General features: G+C 61.1%; 22 protein-coding genes. 14 read left to right on the top strand and 8 right to left on the bottom strand.

What is annotated here, in order from left to right; genetic code table 11:
* Positions 1–40: 40 nt before the first annotated feature.
* Positions 41–523, top strand: a complete 483-nt coding sequence (locus tag ACXHRN_RS01285) for a MarR family winged helix-turn-helix transcriptional regulator (protein ID WP_488639553.1) — start codon at positions 41–43, stop codon at positions 521–523.
* On the opposite strand, the gene ACXHRN_RS01280 is transcribed toward ACXHRN_RS01285, so the two are convergent.
* The gene (locus ACXHRN_RS01280; RefSeq protein WP_488639552.1) at positions 524–1,114 is read right to left on the bottom strand and encodes an NAD(P)H-dependent oxidoreductase; all 591 of its coding nucleotides are present in this window, start codon (positions 1,112–1,114) and stop codon (positions 524–526) included.
* On the bottom strand, positions 1,111–2,697 hold the full coding sequence (xseA, locus tag ACXHRN_RS01275; protein ID WP_488639551.1) for an exodeoxyribonuclease VII large subunit: 1,587 nt from the start codon (positions 2,695–2,697) through the stop codon (positions 1,111–1,113). The genes ACXHRN_RS01280 and xseA overlap by 4 nt, the downstream gene beginning before the upstream one ends.
* Positions 2,698–2,819: 122 nt before the next feature.
* Here xseA and ACXHRN_RS01270 point away from each other — a divergent pair, with 122 nt between their 5' ends.
* The 3 genes from ACXHRN_RS01270 to ACXHRN_RS01260 all read left to right on the top strand — a co-directional run bounded on the left by ACXHRN_RS01270 (position 2,820) and on the right by ACXHRN_RS01260 (position 5,759).
* Positions 2,820–4,034, top strand: a complete 1,215-nt coding sequence (locus ACXHRN_RS01270) for a hypothetical protein (RefSeq protein ID WP_488639550.1) — start codon at positions 2,820–2,822, stop codon at positions 4,032–4,034.
* Between the two features lies 1 nt (position 4,035).
* The gene (locus ACXHRN_RS01265; RefSeq protein WP_488639549.1) at positions 4,036–5,412 is read left to right on the top strand and encodes a cytochrome P450; all 1,377 of its coding nucleotides are present in this window, start codon (positions 4,036–4,038) and stop codon (positions 5,410–5,412) included.
* A gap of 83 nt (positions 5,413–5,495) precedes the next feature.
* Positions 5,496–5,759, top strand: a complete 264-nt coding sequence (locus ACXHRN_RS01260) for a spike base protein, RCAP_Rcc01079 family (protein WP_488639548.1) — start codon at positions 5,496–5,498, stop codon at positions 5,757–5,759.
* Between the two features lie 128 nt (positions 5,760–5,887).
* On the opposite strand, the gene ACXHRN_RS01255 is transcribed toward ACXHRN_RS01260, so the two are convergent.
* Positions 5,888–7,726: a hypothetical protein gene (locus tag ACXHRN_RS01255; RefSeq protein ID WP_488639547.1), complete on the bottom strand. Its 1,839-nt coding sequence runs from the start codon at positions 7,724–7,726 to the stop codon at positions 5,888–5,890.
* A 105-nt stretch (positions 7,727–7,831) separates the two neighbouring features.
* On the opposite strand from ACXHRN_RS01255, the gene ACXHRN_RS01250 reads away from it, so the two are divergent.
* The 3 genes from ACXHRN_RS01250 to ACXHRN_RS01240 are packed head-to-tail and all read left to right on the top strand — an operon-like array spanning position 7,832 to position 9,917.
* Positions 7,832–8,827, top strand: coding sequence for a glycosyltransferase (locus tag ACXHRN_RS01250; RefSeq protein ID WP_488639546.1), 996 nt, complete (start codon positions 7,832–7,834; stop codon positions 8,825–8,827).
* A 32-nt stretch (positions 8,828–8,859) separates the two neighbouring features.
* Positions 8,860–9,555, top strand: coding sequence for a class I SAM-dependent methyltransferase (locus ACXHRN_RS01245; protein ID WP_488639545.1), 696 nt, complete (start codon positions 8,860–8,862; stop codon positions 9,553–9,555).
* A complete protein-coding gene (locus tag ACXHRN_RS01240; protein ID WP_488639544.1) occupies positions 9,555–9,917 on the top strand; it encodes an EamA family transporter in 363 nt (120 codons plus the stop codon). The genes ACXHRN_RS01245 and ACXHRN_RS01240 overlap by 1 nt, the downstream gene beginning before the upstream one ends.
* Positions 9,918–9,971: 54 nt before the next feature.
* Here the strand turns inward: ACXHRN_RS01240 and ACXHRN_RS01235 are convergent, their stop codons facing one another.
* Positions 9,972–10,958: a Gfo/Idh/MocA family protein gene (locus ACXHRN_RS01235; RefSeq protein ID WP_488639543.1), complete on the bottom strand. Its 987-nt coding sequence runs from the start codon at positions 10,956–10,958 to the stop codon at positions 9,972–9,974.
* 895 nt (positions 10,959–11,853) lie between these two features.
* Here ACXHRN_RS01235 and ACXHRN_RS01230 point away from each other — a divergent pair.
* Positions 11,854–12,303 carry a GNAT family N-acetyltransferase gene (locus ACXHRN_RS01230; protein ID WP_488639542.1) on the top strand — a complete coding sequence of 150 codons (450 nt, stop codon included), beginning with the start codon at positions 11,854–11,856 and terminating at the stop codon, positions 12,301–12,303.
* Positions 12,304–12,310: 7 nt separating this feature from the next.
* Here ACXHRN_RS01230 and ACXHRN_RS01225 read toward each other — a convergent pair whose 3' ends face one another.
* Entirely contained in the window at positions 12,311–13,261 is a 951-nt protein-coding gene (locus ACXHRN_RS01225) for a LysR family transcriptional regulator (RefSeq protein ID WP_488639541.1), read from the bottom strand.
* Positions 13,262–13,362: 101 nt separating this feature from the next.
* Here ACXHRN_RS01225 and ACXHRN_RS01220 point away from each other — a divergent pair, with 101 nt between their 5' ends.
* The 5 genes from ACXHRN_RS01220 to ACXHRN_RS01200 all read left to right on the top strand — a co-directional run bounded on the left by ACXHRN_RS01220 (position 13,363) and on the right by ACXHRN_RS01200 (position 19,353).
* Entirely contained in the window at positions 13,363–14,232 is an 870-nt protein-coding gene (locus ACXHRN_RS01220; RefSeq protein ID WP_488641787.1) for a dioxygenase family protein, read from the top strand.
* The gene (locus ACXHRN_RS01215) at positions 14,229–15,290 is read left to right on the top strand and encodes a maleylacetate reductase (protein WP_488639540.1); all 1,062 of its coding nucleotides are present in this window, start codon (positions 14,229–14,231) and stop codon (positions 15,288–15,290) included. Before ACXHRN_RS01220 ends, ACXHRN_RS01215 begins: the two co-directional genes overlap by 4 nt.
* A gap of 56 nt (positions 15,291–15,346) precedes the next feature.
* Positions 15,347–16,624 (top strand): ABC transporter substrate-binding protein, encoded by a 1,278-nt coding sequence (locus ACXHRN_RS01210; protein ID WP_488641786.1) that lies wholly within the window; start codon positions 15,347–15,349, stop codon positions 16,622–16,624.
* Between the two features lie 80 nt (positions 16,625–16,704).
* Positions 16,705–18,459 (top strand): FAD-dependent oxidoreductase, encoded by a 1,755-nt coding sequence (locus tag ACXHRN_RS01205; RefSeq protein ID WP_488639539.1) that lies wholly within the window; start codon positions 16,705–16,707, stop codon positions 18,457–18,459.
* Between the two features lie 9 nt (positions 18,460–18,468).
* Complete coding sequence (locus tag ACXHRN_RS01200; RefSeq protein WP_488639538.1) at positions 18,469–19,353, top strand: intradiol ring-cleavage dioxygenase; 885 nt, start codon at positions 18,469–18,471, stop codon at positions 19,351–19,353.
* Between the two features lie 219 nt (positions 19,354–19,572).
* Here the strand turns inward: ACXHRN_RS01200 and ACXHRN_RS01195 are convergent, their stop codons facing one another.
* The gene (locus ACXHRN_RS01195) at positions 19,573–20,925 is read right to left on the bottom strand and encodes an amidase (protein WP_488639537.1); all 1,353 of its coding nucleotides are present in this window, start codon (positions 20,923–20,925) and stop codon (positions 19,573–19,575) included.
* Between the two features lie 140 nt (positions 20,926–21,065).
* Between ACXHRN_RS01195 and ACXHRN_RS01190 the strand changes: the two genes are divergently transcribed.
* Entirely contained in the window at positions 21,066–21,689 is a 624-nt protein-coding gene (locus tag ACXHRN_RS01190) for a 3'-5' exonuclease (RefSeq protein WP_488639536.1), read from the top strand.
* A gap of 228 nt (positions 21,690–21,917) precedes the next feature.
* Here the strand turns inward: ACXHRN_RS01190 and ACXHRN_RS01185 are convergent, their stop codons facing one another.
* A complete protein-coding gene (locus ACXHRN_RS01185) occupies positions 21,918–22,208 on the bottom strand; it encodes a GIY-YIG nuclease family protein (RefSeq protein ID WP_488639535.1) in 291 nt (96 codons plus the stop codon).
* A gap of 304 nt (positions 22,209–22,512) precedes the next feature.
* Positions 22,513–24,942 carry a phenylalanine--tRNA ligase subunit beta gene (gene pheT / locus ACXHRN_RS01180; protein WP_488639534.1) on the bottom strand — a complete coding sequence of 810 codons (2,430 nt, stop codon included), beginning with the start codon at positions 24,940–24,942 and terminating at the stop codon, positions 22,513–22,515.
* Positions 24,943–24,957 lie beyond the last annotated feature (15 nt).

The following is a 24,957-nucleotide window of genomic DNA, read 5'->3' as shown; positions in this document are numbered from 1 at the left end:
TTTATCTTGACGTCAAGATAATTTTTGCCATAGTGAGGATATGGATCACGTCGACAAAATTCTCACCCAGTGGAACCGCGAACGACCCGACCTTGATGTCGGCCCGATGGGCCTGTTCGGGCGTATCACCAGGCTGCGTGGCCATCTCGGCCGTGAGGTCGAGGCAGAGCTCGCCAGGCATGGCCTCTCAAGCTCGAGCTTCGATGTGCTGGCGACCTTGCGCCGCTCCGGCCCGCCCTATCGGCTATCACCCGGCGAGCTGATCGCAACGACCATGGTGACCTCGGGCACCATGACCAACCGCATCGACCAGCTGGAAAAGGCTGGTCTCGTCGAGCGCACCACCAATCCCGACGACCGCCGCGGCATGATCATCGCCCTGACGGACAAGGGCTTTGCCGTCGTCGATGCGGCCGTGACCGCCCATGTCGCTAATCAGCACCGGCTGGTCGAAGCGTTGAGTGAGGAGGAGCGGAAGGTGCTGGATGGACTGCTGGCGAAGTTCCTTAGTAGTTTTGAGTGACTATAGACGTCCCACCGCCCGCCGAACCTTTTCCAGAAATTTCAGCCGTTTCTCTTGCGTCGTCTCGTCCATGCTGTGCAGCGACATCATGCGGAAATTGACACGGCGGCAACAGAATTTCGCCACCCCTCGCTTGAGGATTCGCTTCACGGGATTGTTCATGTAGAACTGCACAACCCACCACGGAGAACCGGTCGACGTTATCGCCCAGAAATACCTGATGTTGTCGAGAGTGGGAAACAGCTTTCCACTATCCGGTTCGACACCATAAGCGAAGCCGGGAACGAATATGCGGTCGAAAAAGCCCTTCAGGATAGCGGGCAAATTAAACCACCATTGCGGAAACACAAGAATGAGTCCGTCTGCAGCCTTGAGGCGCGCGATCACCGGGTCGACCGCCGAGGAGTCGTATGTTTCCTCCACAAGGCTCGCCCGTTCCGCCGCCGTCAGGCGAGGATCGAAGTTCTCCGCATAAAGATCGAGCAGGTCGGCGCTGTGGCCCTTGGCCTCTAACGCAGCCACCACTGTCCTCGCAACCGAAGCCGCAAAGCTTTCGTTGATTGGGTGTGCGAGAACGACGAGAAACTTCAAAACAGGGTTCCTTGCCCGGATGTGCCTGAAGAAGCAGGCGCCTTGGAGAGATTTTTCTTCCTCACCGGCTGCGGCGCATCGCTTTCGCCAGCGACAGCCCCGACGCGGCCATCGGCAAACTCGATGGCGATCGGCTTGCCCTCTTGGATCGCCGATGCCGAGGACAGCACCTTGTCTTCCTCGTCTCGGATGACCGCATAGCCGCGCTTCAGCACATTCTTGTAGGACAGCGATTGCAGGATGCGGTCATGCGCCACGAGCGCCTGCCGTTCCCTCCGCATGAATGTGTCGAGCGCCGCATCGCCGCGCCGGGAAATGCTGCTGAGCCGCTCCTTGCTTCGTGCAACCTCTCCCGCAAGCCGCAGCGGCAGTCCCGCAAACACCGCATCGGCGCGGTTGATCCGCGAGCGCAGCAGATCAAGTTTCCGCTCGACGATCCGCTCGGCCTTCAGCATCTGCTCCGAAATCCGCTGCCGGCGTTCGGCAATCCGCGCCGATAGGATATCCGGTCGCAGCTGCGACGCCGCCTTTTCGAACGACCGCCGCTTGTTAAGCGCCGTCAATTCCAGCCCGCGTTCCAGCCGTGCGGCCGCCTCGTCGAAACGACGGCGCGGCAAAGCCAGCAATTGATCGATGGAGGGCAGTGCCCGCACCAGTCCGCGCACGCCTTGGCGGCGATTGTCCATCTGCCGGCTGATCGCGCCTGAAAGCCGGGCGCCGAGGCTGGCAATCTGGGCTTCAAGATCGGCCTTGACCGGCACGGCCATTTCCGCTGCCCCCGTCGGCGTCGGCGCGCGCTGGTCGGCGGCGTAATCGATCAAGGTCCAGTCGGTTTCGTGGCCAACGGCCGAGATCAGTGGGATTTCGGATGACGCCGCCGCCCGCACCACGATCTCGTCGTTGAAACTCCAGAGGTCTTCGAGACTACCACCACCGCGCGCCACGATCAGCACATCGGGCCGGGCAATCGGCCCGCCCGGCTCCAACGCATTGAAGCCATTGATGGCGTTGGCGACTTCTGCACCCGAGCCCTCGCCCTGCACCTTGACCGGCCAGACGATCACATGCAGCGGAAAGCGGTCTGAAATACGATGCAGGATATCGCGGATGACCGCGCCGGTCGGCGAGGTGACGACGCCGATGACGGCAGGCATGAATGGCAAGAGTTGCTTGCGACCGGCATCGAACAGCCCCTCGGCGGTGAATTTCCGCTTGCGCTCCTCCAAGAGCGCCATCAACGCACCGACACCGGCCGGCTCCAGGCTCTCAATGACGATCTGGTATTTCGACGAGCCGGGGAAGGTGGTGATCTTGCCGGTGGCGATCACCTCCATGCCCTCTTCCGGCCGCACCTTGAGCTTGGAAAACGAGCCCTTCCAGATCACCGCTTCCAGCCGCGAACGATCGTCCTTCAGCGCGAAATAGGCATGACCTGATGAATGCGGGCCGCGATAGCCGGAGATTTCGCCGCGCACCCGCACCTGGTCGAAGGCAGCCTCCATCGTCCGCTTGATCGAGCCGGAAAGCTCGGTCACGGTGTATTCGGTGAGGTTGGACGGCGAATCATTTTCGAAGAAAGTCATGGTTCGACATCATGCCGACAAAGCGGCTGGGACTCCAGTGGCGGAATTTGATCTGCATCATGGACCGCCAAGACTTTATGGGCTAATCACCAGCAATGAGTGAAAACCCAACCGGATAGTTGATGGCTGACGATTCTTCCCGCCCTTTTCGCAGACAAGTGTTCTTTATCAGTGGCTTCGACCCGCGCGGCGTGTTGTTCCTGCATAAGAACTGCGTAACGGAAACGGAGAAGTGGAGCACGACGACAGGCCATCCGGTCAAGACCGGCGCCCGCAAGAACATCTCCAAGCTCGTCCGCCGCTGGCCAATCACATCGGACCTGCCCACCGGCAAGAGCGAGACCGAATTCGACTTTCTCCAGTGGGATGATATCATTCGCGCGCACTGGGACAAGCGCAACTGGCTGGTCTACATCCAGTCTATCGTCGGCCTCTGGCGACTATTCCTCGACGGCGTCTACACGCGGACGATCCGCGACAGCTGGCCGATCTCGATCGTCATGTCGGCGCCTGCTATGACCGCCATCCTGCATGGCCTCGGCGTGCTCCTACCGCTGATCGGCCTTCTCGGGCTCTGGCTGTTTCCGGGCATCATCGGCAAGATCGTGGCACTCGGCCTTATCGGCCTTGGCGCCTATGCGCTGTGGTGGATTCGCAAGAACATGGATCGCTACAAACCGGAATGGAACGGCCGCATCGGCCTGTTTGCCAACAAGATGGTCAAGTCCCGCGACTTCGTCCCCGGCCTCGACGAGCGCCTGAACCAGATGGCCGACCACGTCATCGCCTCGATCGAAGCGGGCAATCCCGACGAAGCGCTGATCATCGGCCACAGTTTCGGCACCAGCCTCGCCTCGATCCTCACGTCCCGCGTGCTGGAGCGCCGACCTCAATGGGGCGGCAAGGACGGGCCTTTAGCGCTGATCACGCTCGGCGAGACCCAGTGCCTGCTCGCCTTCCGTAACAAGCCGAACTGGTATCACGAGGAACTATCGCGCTTTGCGCAATTTCCCGATTTTACCTGGCTGGACTTTTCCTCGCCACCGGATGGCGCCTGCTTTGCGATGATCAACGTGCTGGATTTCCTGCCAAATCCCCCCGAAGCGATGCCGCGGATACTCAATGCCCAGTTCCACCGGATCTTCTCCGAAGCGCATATGAACGAGGCCCGATATTACCGCATGCTGATGCACTTCTTCTACATGCAGGCCTCGGACGATCCGCAACTCGACGGCGATCTCTACGATTTCGTGCTGCTAATCGGCGGCACCCAGAAGGCGCGCGACCGCTACGGCGAGCGGCCCTCCGGCAAGCCCTTCTTCAAGAAGGAGCGCTGACATGCCCCCACGCATCATCGGCCCCATGCCGGAAATCCGCAAGACGCGACCCTCGCCGCTGACACGCATCTTCAAGGGCCGCCATTCCTCGCTCGATGTGCTGTTTGAGCGCAGCTACTCGATGAAAATGGGCGAGTTTCGCGGCGCCCGGCGGAAATTCTACTTCCTCACCCAGCCCGATATCGTCGATCGCGTACTGGCATCCGATGTCGATCTCTATCCGAAAAGCGACCTGATGGGGACCATCCTCTACCAGATCCTCGGCAACGGCATCTTCGTCTCCAATGGCGACACCTGGAAAAAACAGCGCCGGATGATGAACCCGGCCTTCGATTTCGCCCGTATCTCCGAAGTCTTCCCCCTGATGATGCAATCGGCCAACGACATGAAGGCACGGCTGGACGAGGTCGCCGACGGTCGAGAAGTCCAGATCGACTTCGAGATGACCCATGTCACCGCCGACATCATCTTCCGGACGATCTTTTCCGAACCGATCCCGCGCGAGGAAGCGGCGCAAATCTTCAACGCGTTCAACCATTACCAGGAACTCGCCTATATCCACGGCGTCTGGAACATGGCCGGCCTGCCGCAAGCACTGTCGATCCCGCGGCTGCGGGCTGTCCGCCATGCGCGCAACATCCGCGGACCGCTGGCCCGCATGGTGCGCAAGCGTTTCGAACTGCTCGAAACCAATCCGGAAAACCCGCCGCAGGATATTTTGTCGTCGCTGATCGCGGCGCGCGACACCGATGGATCGAAATTCTCCGAAAAGGAACTTGTCGACCAGATCGCGGTGATGTTCTTGGCCGGTCACGAAACCTCGGCCAGCGCGCTGTCCTGGGCGCTCTATCTGGTGTCCCGCGACAAGGATATCCAGGATCGCATGTATGCCGAAACCGAACTCGCCTTCGGCCAGGAAGGCGGCTTTGCCCCGCGCCACTTCAAGTTCCTGAAGCTGACGCGCGATGTTTTTCGCGAAACGCTCAGGCTCTATCCACCGGTCTCGTTCGTACCGCGCGACGTCACCATTCCCGAGGTGATGCGCGACAAGAAACTTAAGAAGGGTTCGGCGATCTTCATCTCGCTCTGGCTTCTCCATCGCCATCGCGAGATCTGGAAAAACCCCGACACGTTCGATCCCGATCGCTTTTCGCGCGAGGACGAAAAAGACGCAATCCGCTCCGCCTATATGCCGTTCAGCCAGGGTCCGCGCGTCTGCCTCGGCGCATCGTTCGCGCTGCAGGAATCGGCGATCATCCTGTCGATGATCCTGAGGCACTACGAGATCCTGCCGGTCGAGGGCCATGTGCCGAAGCCGGTCGCAAGGCTGACGCTCCGCTCGGAAAACGGCATTCGTCTAAGACTGAAAAAACGCTGACTTCTGAATGGCTTATCACGCCATATCCCCGCCTCGCAGAGGCATGGGATAATGGCCCGTTGTCCATTTCAAGGAGCCATTTGATGACAGACAGATTTCAGACATCCTCGCCTTCGCTTTCCGGTCCCGCAAGCCACGCCTTCGCGGTCAGCCCGAGCGACTCCAGCCTGCTTTCCGAAACAACGCGCGGACTTTATGTCGGCACGTCAGGCGATGTTGCCGGCCTGATGCTTTCGGGTGCGAGCATTACTTTCTCGGCCGTGCAAGCCGGCACGCTGCTGCCGGTGCGTCTGACCAAGGTCATGGCCTCGGGCACGACGGCGAGCAATATCGTGGCGCTGGTTTGACGTCTCTTCTCCCCGGCGGGGAGAAGGTGGCCCGTTAGGGCCGGATGAGGGGGTATCGCGATTGCCGAAGCACCCCCTCATCGCCTCGCTTTGCTCGGCACTTCTCCCCGCTGGGGAGAAGAGAAAAATCAAAGCACCTTGAAGATCAGCAACTCATTGTCGCCGCCATGATCGATCGGCTCGAGAAATTCGGGGACATCGCCCTTGGCAAGTCGCGCGAACAACCCCGCGGGATAATCCTTCGTCATCATGCCGACCTGCGGATCGCCCTTGCAGAGCAGGACATAGCCGACCTTCAGGTCCTTCATCATCGTCAAGGCATCTGCTGGCTTGGCCATGCCGATCTTCAGCGCATCGACCATGCCGGTCTGGTTGCGATGATAGTTCGCCGTCAGCACCGCATGCGGCGTGTAGCGCAGCAGCATCGAGCCCGGATTGGCCGTCGACAGGATGCGGCCGAGCGGCAAGGTGTCCAGGACTTTCAGCCGCGCCTCGGTGATGCAGGCCTTGTCTTCCTCATCGGGCTTCTTTGCAACACCTGCCACCGCTTGGCCCGCCTCGAGCACCATGACGCCGGAGAAAGTCCAGACCGAGGGAATGCTCGCGAGCGCCGACAGCACGAAGGCCACCGCCGCCCGCGCATTGTTCTGCTGGGCACGATAGATATCCCTGAGGTCAGCGATCAGAGCGGCCAATGGTATGAATGCAAGGAAGTTGGCAAAGATCATGCCGCGCACCTGCAAAAGCGTGACCGCCCAACTGACGCCGACCAGCACGAACAGGATGGCATGTGCGATCACCTGCTGCCCGCGCATGATCCGGAAAACCGCCACCGCCATGCCGAGCAGCCCCACGGCATAGAAGCCGCCGGCTGTTTCAGGATTGATCGCCATCTCGGCGACGATCGATTGCGCTTCCGTCACCGAGCCCAGCCACATTGTCTTCAACAACGGATCGAGGTCGTTCAGCGGATTGTGCAGGCATTGCGGCGCAATGGTGAGCGCCACCACGCCGACCAGTGCTCCCACGCCCGCAAGAGCGAGGAAACGTATGCCGATGGCTTGACGGCTGCACAGGGTTGCCGCAACGGCAAGCCCGGCGCCACCAGCAGCAGCAAGCGCGAAAAAACCGAGCGACAGCGTATCACAGGCAACCGACCCCCAGAGCGAGGACGGCGTCGTGCCGAAGAAGATCGCTGCGGTACCCACGCCCAGCGACTGGCCAAAACCGATCGCGGCGCGATGATATCTTTCGCCATTGATTGCCCAGAGCACGCCGACAGTTATAGCGGCCACCGCGACAAGCGGGGTCGTCTCCACGCCGATCGCCAGCGCCAACCCGCAGGCGGCCGCGGCCAGCCCGAAATTCGATGCGCGCGCCAACGGATCGAGCAGCATGGCAGTGATGAATGTTGCCAGAACCAGTTGCACATTGTGGTGGTCGATGGCGCCGGGCCGAAAGCGAATGATCGCGCACAGAAACAGCGTCGCGAGGATCAGCGCCATGACCATCGCCTGCTTGCCGCCCGTGCGATAAGCCGCCAGCGCAATCGCGGCCATCAACGGCACGACCAGCAGCAGCGGCCAGACAAACACCGCCCCGACTTCAGCCATGTGTGGCGTGAGAAACAGCGAGAAGACGGTGATCAGCGCGGCCATTGGCGCATCGATCAGCCGCGACCAATGCATCAACGTGCCGCCGGCAGGTCCCAGGCGATATTGATGCAGGTCGAACCAGCCCTGGCCACCGAGGAAATCGCGGATCTCGACCATCCGCATGGAATCGTCCGGATCGGGGCCAAGGTAATCGCTGTAGTTGGAAAAGTGCGCACCGATTTGGAAGACGATCGCAATGAGGCTGAACAACAGCACGGATCGCCAGAATTGCAGCGGCTCATCGCTGGATGGCAGCCGCCAGCTTCCCATAAACAGCCCGCCGGATGCGTCTTCTTTACCATTTTTGATCATCAGGGAGCTCTTGGCGACGATTATAAGGCTTCCTGAAACCTAGCCTTAACCTTCTCAAGAAATAGTAAAGGCTCGATATTCCTGCCGGAGGAGTGACAGGCAGCCATGAGCGACATCTACGACATCGCAGTGCTCATTCCGTGCTACAACGAATCGCTGACAATCGGCGAAGTCGTGACCGGCTTTCGCCGCGCTTTGCCGACGGCGCGCATCTATGTCTACGACAACAATTCCCGCGACGACACCGCCATGCGCGCAGCGCTTGCCGGCGCCACCGTGTTTCGCGAACGCCGCCAGGGCAAGGGCAACGTCGTCCGCCGAATGTTTTCCGATATCGAGGCCGACATCTATCTTATGGCCGATGGTGACGGCACCTATGCGCCCGAGGATGCCGAGGACCTGATCAATACGCTGATCACCGAACGCGCCGACATGGTCGTCGGCACCCGCCGCGACGTCAAGGTCGATGCCGGGCGCCAGGGCCACGCCTTTGGCAACCTGATCTTCAACCGTCTCTACCAGTCGATCTTCGGCCGCGATTTCACCGACATCTTTTCCGGCTACCGCGCCTTTTCCCGCCGTTTCGTCAAGAGCTTCCCGGCCGTGTCCAACGGCTTCGAGATCGAGACCGAGATGTCGGTGCACGCCTCGCGGCTGCGCATGCCGGTCAATGAAATCGAACTCGAATACGGCCGCCGGCCGGAAGGCTCGGAGTCCAAACTCTCGACTTTCGGCGACGGCGGCAAGATCCTCTGGATGTTCGCCATGCTGATGAAGGAAACCCGGCCTTTCGCCTTTTTCGGCATGTTCGCGTCGGCGTTGCTGGCGGCCGGCCTCACCCTTTCCGTGCCCGTCCTCATCGAATTCTTCATGACCGGCCTCGTCAATCGCATGCCCACCTGGGTGCTGTCGGTCACCTTGATCGGCATGTCCTTCGGCATGTTCATGGCGGGCATCATCCTCGATTCGCTGGCCCGCTCCCGCATCGAGACACTTCGCATTGGCTACCTCGCCATCCCCTCGGCCTTCGGCTTTGCCCGTCCATCCTTCAGCTTCCCGTCGAAGGAAGAAGAGGCCGTCGTCGAGCAGATCGCGGCCTGACCGCGCCAACAGACATTTTGCAGGATACCGCCATGAACAGGGAAATGACCAACCGCATCCGCTTCGTGATCGAGGACGTCCTGCCGCCCGTCGTCCGGGATTCACAACTGTTCCGCCGCGCCGCCAAGCTCGCGTGGGGCGACCACATCGATCACCTCGCGAGCTTCCGTGAACGTGCACCGTTCCTCACCGCCAAGGAATATGCCGATCTCTATCGCAAGCATCCACGCGTGCACGAAGGCACCGACAATTCCGAGGCCTGCATCCAGAAGATCGTCGGCTCGGTGCAGGGCGAAAGCGTCTGCGATGTCGGCTGCGGTACCGGCGCCCTGCTTCGCCGCATCCAGACCGGCGTACCCGGCCTGAAGCGCCTGACAGGCGTCGACTTCGTTATCGACGACGCATCGAAGCTGGAAGGCATCGAATATGTCGCGGCGATGATCGAGAAGCTGCCCTTCGAGGACGGCGAGTTTGACACCGTCATCTGCACCCATGTCATCGAGCATGTGCTCGAATATCGCGAAGCGATTGCCGAGCTGCGTCGCATCGCCAAAAAGCGGCTGATCATCGTCGTTCCCCGCGAGCGGGAATCCCGTTACACGTTCAACCCGCATTTCAACTTCTTCCCCTACACGCATTCCTTCCTGCGCGCCGTCCATCCGGTGCCGGCAAAATATATCTGCATCGATATCGGCCGCGACATCTTCTATTCGGAAGAGCGCGGCTGATGTTCGGGTCTTTGACCTCCGGCGCCTGGATCGGACTGGTCGGCACACCCTTGCTGATCGCCGCCGGTCAGGTGCTGTTCAAGCTGACCAGTTCCACCACCGGCGGGCTGGATGCGAAGGGACTGATCGGGCTGTTCCTCAACCCGATCTTCCTTGCGGCGCTCGCACTTTATGGCTTCGGCACCGTGGTCTGGATTTTCGTCCTCAAGCAGGTGCCGCTGACGGTCGCCTATTCTTTCATGGGCCTGACATTCCTGTTCGTGCCGCTGCTGGCGCTCGCCTTTCTCGGCGAGACGCTGACGCTCAGATATCTGCTCGGCGCAGTGCTGATCATCGGCGGCCTGATCGCCATTAATGGCTGATCAGACCGCCGGATCATTTCATTGTCCAGCGATCAGACCGTCTGATTTGTCAAATCAGACGGTCTGCCAGCCATCCTTCTCAGACGCCTTGTAGATGGCGTCGATGACTTTCTGGTTGAGCTTTGAGCTTTCGAGCGTGACGATCTCCTCGTCGCCACCGGCCGCGGCGCGCGCAAAGGCTTCGGCTTCGAGCTTGTACTGCCGGCTGTCCGGAAAGCGGAAAAGCTGCGATTGCGAATGGTTCTGGTTGGTCAACTCAACCTCTTCGGCACCATAGCGATCGGCATTGAAGGGCGACTTGACCTCGATGAAGCCCTTGTCGCCGTGGAACACCATCACCTGGCGCGCAGCCATCTGCGTGGAGATGTAGAACGTCTGCTCGAAAGTGCCGAAATCCGCCTTCACCGACGAATAGATATCCGTTCCGAATTCCGGATCGCGATCGGTCCGCGCCTGGATGCGCAACGGCTCCTTGCCGGTGACGAAACGTGTGGAAATCGTCGGATAGACACCGATATCCGGCAGGCCGCCACCGCCGAGCGCCGGAATGTTGCGCATGTTGCCGGCATCTCTGTTGTAGTAGGTGAATGCACCCTGCACATGCCGAAGCGTGCCGATCGCGCCTTCCTGAAGTAGCGAACGCACTTTGCGCCAGACGGGCGCATAGGTGACCATGTAGGCCTCGGTGATCACAACCTTGTTGCGTTCGCGGGCGGCGATGAGTTGGTCGATCTCGCCGGCATTCAACGCGATCGGCTTTTCACAGAGCACATGCTTGCCCGCATCGGCCGCCTTGATCGACCACTCCACATGCTGCGAGGTCGGCAGCGGAATATAGACCGCATCGATCTTGTCGGACGCCAGCATCTCGTCATAGGAACCGAAGGCATGCGGCACCGAGAACCGGTCGGCCATGGCGCGGGCGTTAGTGAGATCGCGGCTGGCGACGGCGGTCACCACGCAGTTTTCCGCATCCTGGATGGCCGGAACCACCAGGTCGCGGCCGATTTTTGCAGTCGAAATGATTCCGAAGCGCAACATGTTTCTCTCCCTATTTCTGGATTTGGCCGAACCTTATTGGCAACACGCCCGATAGGCAATCGGCGAAATGATGGACGTATATCGTGAACTTTCATGATTCCGGACCCGGCAGGCGCGCATGCCTCCGGGCGATACTGCATTTCCATAATAGACTCCAACGGAGTCGGCCGGGGCACGTTCCATGCCTCAGGGTAATTAGTTTAGGTGACACGAAGCGTGCCCCGTTTCGGTGGTTTTTGCCTGCGAACCTGGAGATCTGCTTCCCCATCGCGGCAGTGTGCCCGATGGGGAGATGTGTGCCTCTGAGGCACGTCCGCGGCCAGTCGCGTCCTTTCGAACGCCGCCGAAGAGGTCTCCGTTTCTCACAGGCCCCCGATAAGAGAATTTACGTCGTCCTCTCCAACCAGGCACCGGCCCCACCTCGCCATGACGCCTCATGGTGTATCCGTGATGGGACGGGAATCAGTATAAGCGAGATTGAGAAGGCGGGGATATTGGCGGATAAGCCATTGAGTATGTTGGTGTATCTTGATTCACACGGTTGCTGGCTTGGTTTGTCTCCGCCTCATGAGCCCCTCATCTGCAATTTCTATCGTTTAGCGATTGCGCGCACCGTCCCATTTGTAGGCACCCTTTTCGGGCGCAATCGCTAAGCCGATGAAATTGCTTCTTCTCCCACAAGGGGAGAAGTAGAGGTGCGGCGCAGCCTCGATTTGCCTCTCCCCTTGTGGGAGAGGATAGCAAGCCCGCGAGAGGCACAGCCGATCGCTTGGGCGCGCTTGGTGAGGGGTAATGTTTCGTCGACTACCATGCGAAAGCCAAGTGCCAGAAATTGCAACAGCCTGAGCCATCTATTAAGACATTCCTCAAACCGCAAATCCGAGGACCACCCCCCATGACCACCGATATCCGCGACGCCCTACCCACCGACGAAAAAGCCTGGCGGAAACTGTGGGCGGGCTATCTGTCGTTCTACAAGGTCAATCTCGACCCTGCCGTCACCGACGCCACATGGAAGCGGATACTCGATCCTGCATCGCCGGTCGCCATGCGGGTGGCGGAGAAGGATGGCGCGCTTGCGGGTTTTGCCATCCATCTCATCCATCCATCGACCTGGGTGATCGGCAATGACTGCTATCTCGAAGACCTCTATCTCGACGCCAAGTTCCGCGGCCAGGGCATCGGCCGGGCACTGCTGGACGACTTGGTCGAGCTCTCCCGGAAAAATGGCTGGGCGCGGCTTTACTGGCATACCGACGAGGGCAATGCGACGGCTCGCAAGCTTTACGACACCTATGTGAAGACCGACGGCCACGTCCGCTACCGCATGCGGATCACTTACTGACCGCGTCTCACGCCCCCCAGACGATGGCCTCCTCGTGGCGCTTGATCAGGTGGCGCAGATGTCCAAAACTCTCCGATATGTGGGCGGCGAAATTCTCCACCGCCGGCACTTTGGGCGCCGCCGCCGACCTGAGAATCGACAGAGCCCGGTCTGGATGCGGGATCTTCACCGGCAGGGCTGTGACCGCCCGCTGCTTGCGGAAGGCAAAAACGACGCTGTGTGGCAGCACCGCCAGCGCATCGGTCGCCACCATGTAATTGAGCACGCTGGCGAGCGAGCCGCCAGAATAGCGGATCTTGATTTCGGTGGCGCCGAGCGACAGCAGGATCGAGCGCAGATCATCATAAAGCGGACTGCCCGGCGGCGGCGCGATCCACGGATAGTCCAAGAGTTCCGTCGTCCTGAGCTTGCGTTTCATCAACAGTGGATGCGTGGTGCGGCAGGCGACGACGTTGCGACCCGGCAGGATTTCCTGGAACTGGATGCCCGAACCCTCGTCGAGGATATCGACCGGGCAGATCGCTAGGTCGATCCTGTCGGCCTCGAGCGCCGCGCGCAAATCGGGGAGATAGCCGTAGGATTGCTCGACCCGCACATCCGGGTAGCTGTCCTGAAACGTGGCGATCATGCCGGAAATCAGCGCATCCATGAAGAACTGGGTACCGGCCACCCGCACCGTGCCCGATTTGCCGAGGCGAAAACTGTCGACGGTTTGCGAGGCACGACGGGACGCAGCCAGAATGACCTGGCCATGATCTGCCAGCGCCTGCCCAAGCGTGGTGGGCTGCAACGGCCGCCTTCCCTTGACGAACAGCGACTGACCCAGCCGCTTTTCGAGCAGGGCCAGCGTTCGCGATACGGCGGGCTGCGACATGTTGAGAAAACTCGCACCCTCGGTGACACCACCGCATTGCACCACGGCAGCGAGCTGGACGAGATGGCTTTCATCGATCTTCATAACAAAATGCTATACTAAATCCGAAAGAAATCATCAACCGGCACATTCTCCGGCGTTATGATCCTCAAGATGGCGAAAGCCGTGGGGAGAAACACGTGAAGATGACATCGCAGTCATTCCTGACCGAGCGCAATTCGACTGACGTCGTTGTCGGGCGGCTGAAGAATGGTGCCGAGCAGCCTCTCGTCCGTGCGTTGATGTCAGTGGTCGATCATCTGCATCAGGTGATCCGCGAGGTCCGCCCGAGCCAGGTCGAGCTGCGTGCGGCGATTGGCTTCCTCACCGACATGGGCCATGCCTGCGACGAGAAGCGCCAGGAGTGGGTGCTGCTGTTCGACATGCTGGGTGCCTCGGCACTGGTGGAGGAAATCAACTCGCAGCGCCCGAAGGGCGCAACGCAGAACACTATTCGCGGCCCCTTCTATCGGCCGGATGCGCCGCGCAAGGCCAACGGCGTCAATATCAGCCTTGATGGCAAGGGCGCTCCCGTCGAGGTGCATGGCAAGGTGATCGACCTCGACGGATTGCCGGTAGCGAACGCGCAGGTCGAGACGTGGCAGGCCAATTCCGACGGCCTCTATGAAAATCAGCAGCCGGACCTGCAGCCGGAGTTCAATCTGCGCGGTATTTTCGCAACCGGCACGGACGGCCGCTTCAACTACAAGACCATCCGCCCGGCGGGCTACGAGGTTCCCTCCGATGGTCCGGCCGGCGAATTGCTTGGTGGCATCGGCTATCCCCTGCGGCGGCCCGCACACCTGCATTTCCAGATTTCAGCGCCGGGTTTCGAGACGCTGACAACACATATTTTCGATGCCGACGACCCACATCTCGGCGAAGATGCGATCTTCGGCGTCAAGCCCGAACTGGTGCGGACATTCCAGCCGGTGAAGGGCAAGATGCCGGCATGGCGCCTTGAGGTCGAATTCGTCATGGCACGGGCGCGCAAGAATGGAAGGCAGGCGGGATGAGCGAGAACTTTGTCTATCAGGGCAGCCCGGCAACGATCATTTTCGGCAGCGGCGCGAGCCGCAAGGTCGGAGAATGGGTGGAAAAACTCGGCCATTCGCGCGCCGTCGTCTTGTCGACTCCACACCAGGAGAGTGACGCCAGGACGCTGGCCGGCAAGCTGGGCACACTGGCCGTCGGCGTTTATCCTGGCGCTGTGATGCATACCCCGACCGATGCGACCGACAAGGCGATAGACTATGTCAAAAGCGTCGGTGCCGATTGCGTCATTGCCCTCGGCGGCGGCTCGACGACCGGGCTCGGCAAGGCGATTTCCTGGCGCACCGGCCTGACGCAGATCGTCATTCCCACCACCTATGCCGGCTCCGAGGTCACGCCCATTCTCGGCGAGACCAAGGATGGGCTGAAGACCACCTTCAAGGACAGGAAGATCCTGCCCGGCGTGGTGATCTACGACCCCGACCTGACGCTGGGCCTGCCCGTGGCCATGAGCGTAACATCCGGGCTGAACGCCATCGCGCATGCGGCAGAGGCGTTCTATGCAGCCGACCGCAATCCGGTCTCTTCGCTGATGGCCGCCGAAGGTATGCGGGCACTGGCCAAGGCCCTGCCGGTCATCGTGCGCGATCCGCGCGACGCCGATGCGCGTTCGGATGCACTCTATGGCGCCTGGCTCTGCGGCACAGTGCTCGGCACCGTCGGCATGGCGCTGCACCACAAGATCTGTCACACGCTGGGCGGCAGTTTCAACATGCCGCATGCCGAAACGCATGCGGTAATGCTGCCGCACACGATCGGTTTCAACGCCCAAGCGGTGCCGGATCTGACCCATCCGATTGCCCGGATCTTCGACGATTCACCCGGCCGGGCGCTCTATGATTTCGCCCAATCGATCGGCGCGCCGATGTCGCTGAAAGAGCTCGGTTTTGCCGAGACGGATCTCGACCGCGCCACCGAGATTGCCGCCGGCAGCCCCTATCCCAATCCGCGGCCATTCGACCGCGCCAGCATCGCCGCCCTGCTCCGGCAGGCCTGGAACGGAGATCGACCAGACTACTGATGCCCAGACTGCCGCAGCATTGGAGAATTCGCACCATACTCTTGGGAGGAGAGATGATGATCACAAGACGCAGACTGCTCAGGAATGCCGCCGCCACCGGGGTGCTCGCCAGCACGTCGGGCCTGTCAATGCCAGCGCTTGCGCAAGGTGCGGCGCTGAAGATTGGCTATGTCAGCCCGCAGACCGGGCCACTCGCCGCGTTTGCCGAAGCCGACAAGTTCATCATCGACGGCTTTCTCGCCGCCGCCAAGGCCAAGGGGCTGACTGTCGAGGTCATCGTCAAGGACAGCCAGTCCAATCCCAACCGCGCCGCCGAGGTGGCCAAGGAACTGATCGTCAACGACGAAATCAATCTTATGCTGGTGGCCTCGACGCCTGAGACCACCAATCCGGTTTCGACCACCTGCGAATCCGAGGAAGTGCCCTGCATTTCCACCATGGCGCCCTGGCAACCTTGGTTCATCGGCCAGCAGGGCAATCCGGGTGACCCCGCCAGCTGGAAGCAGTTCAACCATTCCTACCATTTCTTCTGGGGCCTCGAGGATGTGATCGCGGTCTTCACCTCGATGTGGGGCCAGATCGATACCAACAAGAAGGTCGCCGGCCTGTTTCCCAACGATGGCGACGGCAATGCCTGGGGCGACAAGGTTGTCGGCTTCCCGCCGGTGCTCGACAAGCTCGGCTACGGCCTGACCGATCCGGGCCGCTACCAGAACATGACCGATGACTTCTCCGCCCAGATCGGCGCCTTCAAGGCGGCGCAATGCGAGATCGTCACCGGCGTGATGATACCGCCCGATTGCACCACCTTCCTGACCCAGGCCAAGCAGCAGGGCTTCAATCCCAAGATCGCCTCGATCGGCAAGGCACTGCTGTTTCCGCAGGCGGTCGCGGCACTCGGTGATCACGGCCACAATCTGTCGACCGAGGTCTGGTGGACGCCCAGCCATCCGTTCACGTCGTCGCTGACAGGCCAGACCGCCAAGGCACTGGCCGACGATTACACCAAGGCGACGGGCAAGCCCTGGACGCAGCCGATCGGCTTCGTGCATGCGCTGTTCGAAGTTGCCACCGACGTGCTGACCCGCGCCAAGGACGCCACCGACGGCGCTTCGATCGTCGAGGCCATTGCCGCCACCAAGCTCGATACGGTGGTTGGTCCGATCGCCTGGAACAATGACAAGCTGCCGCCTTTCGCCCAGAAGAATGTCACCAAGACGCCTCTGGTCGGCGGCCAGTGGCGCAAAAAGGATGGCGGCTATGATCTGGTGATCGTCGACAATTCGACGACGCCGTCGATCCCGCTCGGCGGCAAGATGGAGCCGATCGCCTGACCTGAGGCACGTCGAGAATTACCGGTCCGCCGCCATCGATACGGCGGATCGAGACATTGAATGAACTGGGAGGATGCCTAATGGCTGATATCGAAACCGATGTGCTGGTGATCGGCACGGGACCCGCAGGCTCGGCGGCGGCGGCGCTGCTGTCTACCTACGGCGTCAACAATATGGTGATCAACCGCTATCGCTGGCTGTCGAACACCCCGCGCGCCCACATCACCAACCAGCGCACCATGGAGGTGCTGCGCGACCTCGGCCGGGATGTTGAAGCCGAAGCCTATATGCATGCCAGCGAACAGGAGATCATGGGCGAAAACATCTTCTGCACGTCGCTGGCCGGCGAAGAACTCGGGCGGCTGAAGACCTGGGGCACGCATCCCAATTCCAAGGCCGAGCATCTGCTGTCATCCCCCTCGCTGATGAACGACCTGCCGCAGACCTTCATGGAGCCGCTGCTGTTCAAGACAGCCTGTTCGCGCGGCAGCCAGGCGCGCATGTCGACGGAATATGTCAGCCACGAGCAGGATGGCGAGGGTGTCACCACCACCTGCCTCGACCGCCTGACCGGCAAGCAGCTCACAGTTCGCTCCAAATACCTGATCGGTGCAGACGGCGGCAACTCGAAGGTCGCCGAACATGCCGGCCTGCCCTTCGAGGGCAAGATGGGCGTCGGCGGCTCGATGAACATCCTGTTCAAGGCCGACCTGTCCAAGTATGTCGCCCATCGCCCGTCGGTGCTCTACTGGGTGCTGCAGCCCGGCTCGAATGTCGGCGGTATCGGCATGGGGCTGGTGCGCATGGTCAGGCCCTGGAACGAATGGTTGATCGTCTGGGGCTATGACATCAACGAACCCACCCCCGAAGTCGATGCGGCGTTGGCCACCAAGGTTGCCCGCGACCTGATCGGCGATCCCAAGCTCGAGATCGAACTGACCAGCGTCTCGACCTGGACCGTCAACAACCGCTATGCCACCCGTATCCAGAACGGCCGTGTCTTCTGCATGGGCGATGCAATCCACCGCCACCCGCCCTCCAACGGCCTGGGCTCCAACACTTCGATCCAGGATGCGTTCAATCTCGCCTGGAAGCTTTCACTGGTGCTCAAGGGCAAGGCAGGCCCTGGCCTGCTCGACACTTATGACACCGAGCGCGCACCGATCGCCAGGCAGATCGTCACCCGCGCCAACCAGTCGATCGAGGAATTCGGCCCGATCTTCGGCGCACTCGGCCTGCTCGAATCCATCGACCCGGTGAAGATGCAAGAAAACATGGACCGCCGCTGTGAGGATTCGCCGGGCGCCGAGCAGCAGCGCCAGAAATTGCGCGAGGCGATCGCCTTCAAGGTCTACGAATTCGACGCCCATGGCGTCGAGATGAACCATCGCTACGTCTCGACCGCCGCCGTTACCGATGGCGAGGCCGAGCCGACGTTCGAGCGGGACAAGGAGCTGTATTTCCAGCAAACCACCTGGGCCGGCGCCCGCATGCCGCATGCGTGGATTTTCAGCGACAAGAAGGGCAAGGCCTCGACGCTCGATCTCTGCGGCCATGGCAGGTTCACGCTGCTGACCGGCATATCGGGCAGCGCATGGGTTGGCGCTGCCAAATCCGCAGCGGAAAAGTTCGGCATCGCGCTCGATTGCCACGTCATCGGCCCGCGCCAGGAGTGGCAGGACCACTATGGCGATTGGGCACGCGCAAGTGAGATCGGCGATTCCGGCGCAGTGCTCGTCCGCCCTGATCATCACGTTGCATGGCGCGCGCAGGCGATGGCAGACGATCCCGCGGCGGAGCTCGATCGCGTATTGAAGCAAGTTCTATCGAAATGAGGCACGACCATGAGCGCTGAAGACAAGGGCTATTTCACCGAGGAGAACTCCGTCGCTGTTGTCGTCGACCGCAACAGGAACACCCAGGATCCCCGGCTGAAGGAGATCATGGAGGTGGTGGTCCGCAAACTGCATGAGGCGGTCAAGGAAATCGAGCCGACCCAGGACGAATGGATGGCCGCGCTGCAGTTCCTCACCCGGACCGGCCATATGTGCACGGAGTGGCGGCAGGAATTCATCCTGCTGTCGGATACGCTCGGCGTCTCGATGCTGGTCGATGCGATCAATCACCGCAAGCCCTCGGGCGCCTCGGAATCCACCGTGCTCGGCCCCTTCCACATCGACAATGCCCCGCATATGCAGATGGGCGCCAATATCTGCAGGGATGGCAAGGGCGAACCGATGTTCGTGCACGGCCGGATTCTCGATACGACAGGCAAGCCGGTCGAGGGTGCGGTGATCGATGTCTGGCAGGCCAACGACGAAGGCTTTTATGACGTGCAGCAGAAAGGCATCCAGCCGGATTTCAACCTGCGCGGCGTCTTCAAGACCGACGCCGACGGTCGCTACTGGTTTCGCGGGGTGAAGCCGAAATACTATCCGATCCCGGACGATGGACCGGTCGGCAAGATGCTCGGCGCACTCGGCCGTCACCCCTATCGGCCGGCGCACCTGCACTACATGATCTCGTCAGAAGGCTTCGAGACATTGGTCACCCATATCTTCGATCCCGACGACCCCTACATCCATTCCGATGCCGTGTTCGGGGTGAAGGAAAGCCTACTGGCCGAGTTTAAAAAGCGGACCGACACTGAAAGGATGCGGGAATACGAATTCGAGGGCGATCATTACTACGATGTCGAGCACGATTTCGTGCTGTCGCGGGCAAAATGATTGCTTGGAGGGTGGCTTCCCCCTCATCCGGCGCTGAGCGCCACCTTCTCCCCGCTGGGGAGAAGACGGAACCCGCCGCACTCTCTGCGCATTGAATTGCTCGCCTAGGACACGGGGGCAATTTGCGCAGGCCGGTTCAGCGGTTTACCTCTTCTCCCCAGCGGGGAGAAGGTGGCGCGCAGCGCCGGATGAGGGGGTCTTTCGATAGGACGCGCCGTCCTACCCTCTCACCACGTCCTCAGCCGCCAGCGCCACCTCAAGCAGATGCTCATCCGTGCCCGGCAACCCCGACAGGAGCAACCCGACCGGCATGCCCGCATCGCCCGTGCCGCAGGGTATCGACACCCCACACCAGTCCAGGAAATTGCCGATGGTGGTGTTGCGCAGCGTCTTGCCATTCATGGCGAAGAAGGCGTCGTCGCTTTCCAGAAGCGGTGCGACTTTTGGAGCCACGTGCGCCACGGTGGGAAAGGCGATGATCTCACCCGGCAGAAGAAGATCCGCCATCTCGGCGATCATGCACTCGCGCGTGTTGAGCGTCTCGACATAATCGATCAGCGAAATCTTTGCCCCGAGCATGGTTCGCGCGACGACACGCCTATCCATGTCGGCGGCTTCCGGCCCATGCAGTCTTTTGTTGTGCAGCACATAGGCTTCCGCGGCAATCAGCGGGCCGCGCTGGGCCATCATCTCGAAAATCTCCGAGAAGATCGGAACTTCCAAGCGCCGCACCACGGCGCCCGCCATGATCAGCCGTTCGACTGCCGCCTCGAAAGCGGCAATCACCCCGGATTCGGCGCCGTCGAAGACCACCGTCTGCGGCACCAGCAGTTTGAGGCCGGCAACCGTGCCTCGGCCAACAGACGGCGCCGCCAGCCCTCGCATCGCGGCATCGATCCAGACGGCATCCTGCACCGTGCGGCAAAGAGGACCGAGCGAATCCAGGCTCCTGGCAAGCGGGTAGACACCCGCCATCGAATATCGCCCGCGCGTTGCCTTGTAGCCGACAATGCCGTTGAACGCCGCTGGGATGCGCACCGAACCACCGGTATCCGTGCCCATCGCCACCGGCACCAGCCCGGCCGCAACCGCCACGGCTGAACCCGCCGACGACCCGCCTGGTAGTCGATGGCCGTCAATGGAGTTGGGATTGGCTGGCGTGCCGTAGTGTGGATTAATGCCGAGGCCGGAAAACGCAAATTCGCTGAGATTGGTGCGGCCGACACTCACCATGCCAGCGCCAGCCAGCGCGGCAACGACTGCGGCGTCCTCCTGCGCGGGCACCTCGGCAAGCACGACCGAGCCGGCTTTGGTCACATGACCGCGCATGTCGAACAGGTCCTTCCAGGCGATCGGAATACCATCGAGAAGCCCGAGGGACCGGCCGGACTTGATCCGGGCCGACGACGCCTGTGCCTCAGCCATCGCCCGATCCGGCGAGATGTCGATGAACACTGCCTTGTCCGCATAGTCGCCGATCACGCCCAGCGTCTCTTCGGCCAGATCAACCGGATCGAGCGCGCCGGACTGGATGAGGGTGGAAAGCTGGGCGATCGATTTTCCGCAGGGCATGAATGTCTCCGTTTTCGGCTGGATCACGAGGAAATAGCGGATAGCCTGACTCTTGCAAGTGGTTAATGCGCGGCTCGTCTTGCCATCGCCGCCCGGCGCAACTATTGCCAGAACAACCCACCTCGCTTGCGGAATCACGCGTGACAAAACCTAACAGACTGCTCTTCGTCGATGTCGAAACCACCGGCCTGACCTATGACGACCGTGTGATCACACTCGGCTATGTCGAACTCGATCTCGAAGCGCTAAGGGATGGCGCTGAAGCGGCGAGCACCGGCCACATGATCTTCAATCCCGGCCGACCGAGCAATCCGTTCGCCGCCGCCGTACACGGCTACGACGACTGGACGCTGCGATACCAGCCGGATTTCTCCACCCACGCCGAAGAGGTGCTGCAGCCCTTCGAGCGCTCGCAAATGGTCATCGCCCATAACGCCGCCTTCGACGAACGCTTTATGCGCACCGAATTTTCGCTGTGCGGCCACACCCTGTCGCCTGCCCGCTTCGACTGCACGATGCGCGCCTACAAGAAGAAACACGCCCGTCCCGGCGGGCTCGACAAGGTGCTCGACCATATGGGCCACAAGGCTCGCGGCAAACAGCACGGCGCGCTTGAGGATGCCTGGCTGTGTATGCGCGTCTGGTTGTGGATGAACGACCTGCCGATGCCGGAGACGCCGCACGACCTGCTGGCGCCGCCGAGCAACTGGGTGGAACCGGAGATGAAGCCGGTCAGGGGCGCGCGGAAGGCGTATAGTTTTTAAGGTTGCTGTAGTCTCTGCGGCTCGCAGACGCGAGCCGACTGGATTCCTGTGACAAGCACAGGAATGACGGAAAACTTTGATGCTCTCGAATGGGGGAAGTCAGGGTTAGCGCAGGCGTTGTCCCTCAGGATTTGGTTATCTCGCGCAGACGGCCTATACCAACTCCGTCATTCCTGTGCTTGTCACAGGAATCCAGCGCGCCGCGTCGGCGGCGCAGAAGATGCCTCTTCAGAGGCCGTGCAGATAGTGGGAAATATCCTGCCAATCGGGATTCATCTGCTCAATGAGATTTAGCTTCCACTGCCGCGGCCATTTCTTCATTGTTTTTTCGCGTGTTATTGCGGCGGTTACGAGAACATGCTCTTCGAACCACACAAGCATTTTCACATCATATTTTGTTGTGAAACCTGGTTTCAAATTGTTCTGATGCTCGTAAAGACGAGTGGGAAGATCGCTGGTCACACCAATGTACAGCGTGCCGTTCCGCTTTGAGGCGAGAATATAGACGTATCCCTTCATGCGCGAAGTCTGTCAGAAATTAGTGCAATTCGCAATTTCCTCTAAGAAGTCTTTCCGGCTCGCAGACGCGAGCCGACTGGATTCCTGTGACGAGCACAGGAATGACGGAAAATTTGATGCTCGCGGATAAAGGAGCTTGGAGGAGGCTTAAGGCGCGGTCGCTCAGGATATGGTTGCTATGCACAAACCCAAACAAACTCCCTCATTCCTGTGCTCGTCACAGGAATCCAGTCACGCCGCGTCGGCGGCGTGCGAGACTCTTTGCGTTCGAAGAAGGCCGGCCGCCTTGCGCGGCCGACTTCAATCAGCTCCGCAACACCCCGCCCGTAGACTTCTCCACGTTTGCGATAATCCGGCCGGTCAAAGCCTCGAAATCCTCGTCGGTCAATGTCCGGTCGGACGGCTGGATCGACACTTCGATGGCGATCGACTTCTTGTCTTCGCCCAGCGATGCACCCTCGAACACGTCGAACACGGTGACGCCAGCGATCAGCTTGCGGTCGGCACTGCCCGCTGCACGCACGAGCGCACCCGCCTCGACCTTGCGGTCGACGATGAAGGCGAAATCGCGCTTGACCGCCTGGAAGGGCGAGAGCTCCAGCACCGGCTTGGTGCGGGTGGCCTTCTTCTTCGGCTCAGGCAGCTTGTCGATGACGATCTCGAAGCCGCAGAGTGCGCCTGAGACATCGAGCGCTTCCAGCACCTTCGGATGGAACTCACCGAAGTGGCCGATCACCAGTTTCGGGCCCATCTTGATCGTGCCGGAGCGGCCGGGATGATACCAGGCGGGACCGCCCTGTTCGATCTGCAGGTTGGCAGAAGGAAAGCCGCAGGCTTCGAGAACGGCGAGCGCATCGGCCTTGGCCTCGTAGACATCGACCGGCTTGCCGCCGCCCTTGGCGGCATTCGACCACAAGCGGCCGGCGCCATTCAGCGTCGCGGTGCCGCGACGAATGCCGCCGGCGATGCGGCGCTGGCCTTCGGCCGTGTCGTCTTCGTAAATGCCCGAGACTTCGAACAGAGCCACGTCGCCATAGCCCTTGTCGGCATTGCGCTGCGCAGCCGTCAGCAGGCCCGGCAGCAGCGATGGCCGCATGTCGGACATATCAGCCGCGATCGGGTTTTCAAGCTTCAGCGCCGGGCTGCCGCCGCCGAACAGCGTGGCATGTTCAGCCGGGATGAACGACCAGGTGACGGCTTCCAGCATGCCGCGCGAGGCCAGCGCCCGCTTGGCCAGCCGCGAGCGGATCTGCAGCGTGGTCAGGATCTTGGTGTTGACATCGCCGAGCCGCGGCATGGCCTGCGGCTTGATCTCGTTGATGCCATGGATGCGCATGACTTCCTCGACCAGATCGGCCTTGCCATCGACATCCGGGCGCCACGACGGCACATGGGCCGTGACCGTGTCGCCGGTGCCTTCAGTGGCAAAACCCAGACGATTGAGGATCGCAAGGCTTTCATCGCGCGCCACATCAAGGCCCGTCAGCCGCTTGACCTCGGCGAGCGGGAAGCCCACTGCCTTCGGGGTATAGCCGGCATAGCCGACGACATCGGTCTTGGCCGGCGTACCGCCGCACAATTCCAGCACCAGTTCTGTGGCGCGTTCGAGGCCCGGCACCATATATTCCGGATCGACGCCGCGCTCGAAACGATAGCGTGCATCGGTGATGATGCCATGGCTGCGGCCGCTGCGGGCGATGTTGAGCGGATCCCAGAGTGCGGATTCGATCAGCACATCAACGGTGTTTTCATCGCAGCCGGAATGCTCGCCGCCCATGATGCCGCCGATCGACTCGACACCATTGTCGTCGGAGATCACCACGTTGGACGGGTTGAGCTTGTATTCCTTGGTGTCCAGCGCCAGCACGGTTTCGCCGTCCCTGGCTCGGCGAACCACAAGATTACCCTTGACCTTGGCGGCGTCGAAGACATGCAGCGGCCGGCCCTGGTCGAAGGTCATGAAATTGGTGATATCGACCAGCGCATTGATCGGCCGCTGACCGATGGCGCGCAGCTGCCTCTGCATCCAGGCCGGGCTCGGCCCATTCTTGACACCGCGCACGAGACGCAGCGCAAAGCCGGGGCAAAGGTGCTTGTCCTCTTCGGAGAAGTCGAGAACCACCTTGATGGGCGTCTCGCCGGACACCTCAAACGATGGCGCCGGGCGCGTCTTCAGCGTGCCCATGCCGGAGGCCGCCAGATCCCGCGCGATACCGTAGACAGAGGTGCAATCCGGCCGGTTCGGCGTCAGGTTGATCTCGATGACCGGATCGTCGATGCCATAATAGGTCGCGAAAGACGTGCCGACCGGCGCATCTTCCGGCAGATCGATGATCCCATCGTGGCTGTCGGAGATTTCCAGCTCCTTCTCCGAGCACATCATGCCGTGGCTTTCGACGCCACGAATGTTGCCAACCGCAAGCGTCACGTCGATGCCGGGAACATAGACGCCCGGAGCCGCAAACGCACCGATCAGGCCGGCGCGCGCATTCGGCGCGCCGCAGACCACCTGCACGGCCTTGCCGTTGCCGGTATCGACCGACAGCACCTTAAGCTTGTCGGCCTGCGGATGCTTTTCGGCAGTCAGGACCTTGGCGATGACAAAGGGCTTGAAGCTCGCCTTGTCGTCGACATCCTCGACTTCGAGACCGATCAATGTCAGCCGTTCGCAGATTTGCTCGAGCGTGGCGTCCGTATCGAGGTGGCTCTTCAGCCAGGACAGCGTGAATTTCATTGTATTATCCCCTCC

This window comes from Shinella sp. OV683 (genome assembly GCF_057787725.1).
This window is presented reverse-complemented; position numbering and strand designations above follow the sequence as displayed.

Coding starts and splice junctions, on each gene's coding strand:
- ACXHRN_RS01285 (WP_488639553.1), top strand. CDS start 41: ATGGATCACGTCGACAAAATTCTCACCCAGTGGAACCGCGAACGACCC.
- xseA (WP_488639551.1), bottom strand. CDS start 2,697: ATGACTTTCTTCGAAAATGATTCGCCGTCCAACCTCACCGAATACACC.
- ACXHRN_RS01270 (WP_488639550.1), top strand. CDS start 2,820: ATGGCTGACGATTCTTCCCGCCCTTTTCGCAGACAAGTGTTCTTTATC.
- ACXHRN_RS01265 (WP_488639549.1), top strand. CDS start 4,036: ATGCCCCCACGCATCATCGGCCCCATGCCGGAAATCCGCAAGACGCGA.
- ACXHRN_RS01260 (WP_488639548.1), top strand. CDS start 5,496: ATGACAGACAGATTTCAGACATCCTCGCCTTCGCTTTCCGGTCCCGCA.
- ACXHRN_RS01255 (WP_488639547.1), bottom strand. CDS start 7,726: ATGATCAAAAATGGTAAAGAAGACGCATCCGGCGGGCTGTTTATGGGA.
- ACXHRN_RS01250 (WP_488639546.1), top strand. CDS start 7,832: ATGAGCGACATCTACGACATCGCAGTGCTCATTCCGTGCTACAACGAA.
- ACXHRN_RS01245 (WP_488639545.1), top strand. CDS start 8,860: ATGAACAGGGAAATGACCAACCGCATCCGCTTCGTGATCGAGGACGTC.
- ACXHRN_RS01240 (WP_488639544.1), top strand. CDS start 9,555: ATGTTCGGGTCTTTGACCTCCGGCGCCTGGATCGGACTGGTCGGCACA.
- ACXHRN_RS01235 (WP_488639543.1), bottom strand. CDS start 10,958: ATGTTGCGCTTCGGAATCATTTCGACTGCAAAAATCGGCCGCGACCTG.
- ACXHRN_RS01230 (WP_488639542.1), top strand. CDS start 11,854: ATGACCACCGATATCCGCGACGCCCTACCCACCGACGAAAAAGCCTGG.
- ACXHRN_RS01225 (WP_488639541.1), bottom strand. CDS start 13,261: ATGAAGATCGATGAAAGCCATCTCGTCCAGCTCGCTGCCGTGGTGCAA.
- ACXHRN_RS01220 (WP_488641787.1), top strand. CDS start 13,363: ATGACATCGCAGTCATTCCTGACCGAGCGCAATTCGACTGACGTCGTT.
- ACXHRN_RS01215 (WP_488639540.1), top strand. CDS start 14,229: ATGAGCGAGAACTTTGTCTATCAGGGCAGCCCGGCAACGATCATTTTC.
- ACXHRN_RS01210 (WP_488641786.1), top strand. CDS start 15,347: ATGATCACAAGACGCAGACTGCTCAGGAATGCCGCCGCCACCGGGGTG.
- ACXHRN_RS01205 (WP_488639539.1), top strand. CDS start 16,705: ATGGCTGATATCGAAACCGATGTGCTGGTGATCGGCACGGGACCCGCA.
- ACXHRN_RS01200 (WP_488639538.1), top strand. CDS start 18,469: ATGAGCGCTGAAGACAAGGGCTATTTCACCGAGGAGAACTCCGTCGCT.
- ACXHRN_RS01195 (WP_488639537.1), bottom strand. CDS start 20,925: ATGCCCTGCGGAAAATCGATCGCCCAGCTTTCCACCCTCATCCAGTCC.
- ACXHRN_RS01185 (WP_488639535.1), bottom strand. CDS start 22,208: ATGAAGGGATACGTCTATATTCTCGCCTCAAAGCGGAACGGCACGCTG.
- pheT (WP_488639534.1), bottom strand. CDS start 24,942: ATGAAATTCACGCTGTCCTGGCTGAAGAGCCACCTCGATACGGACGCC.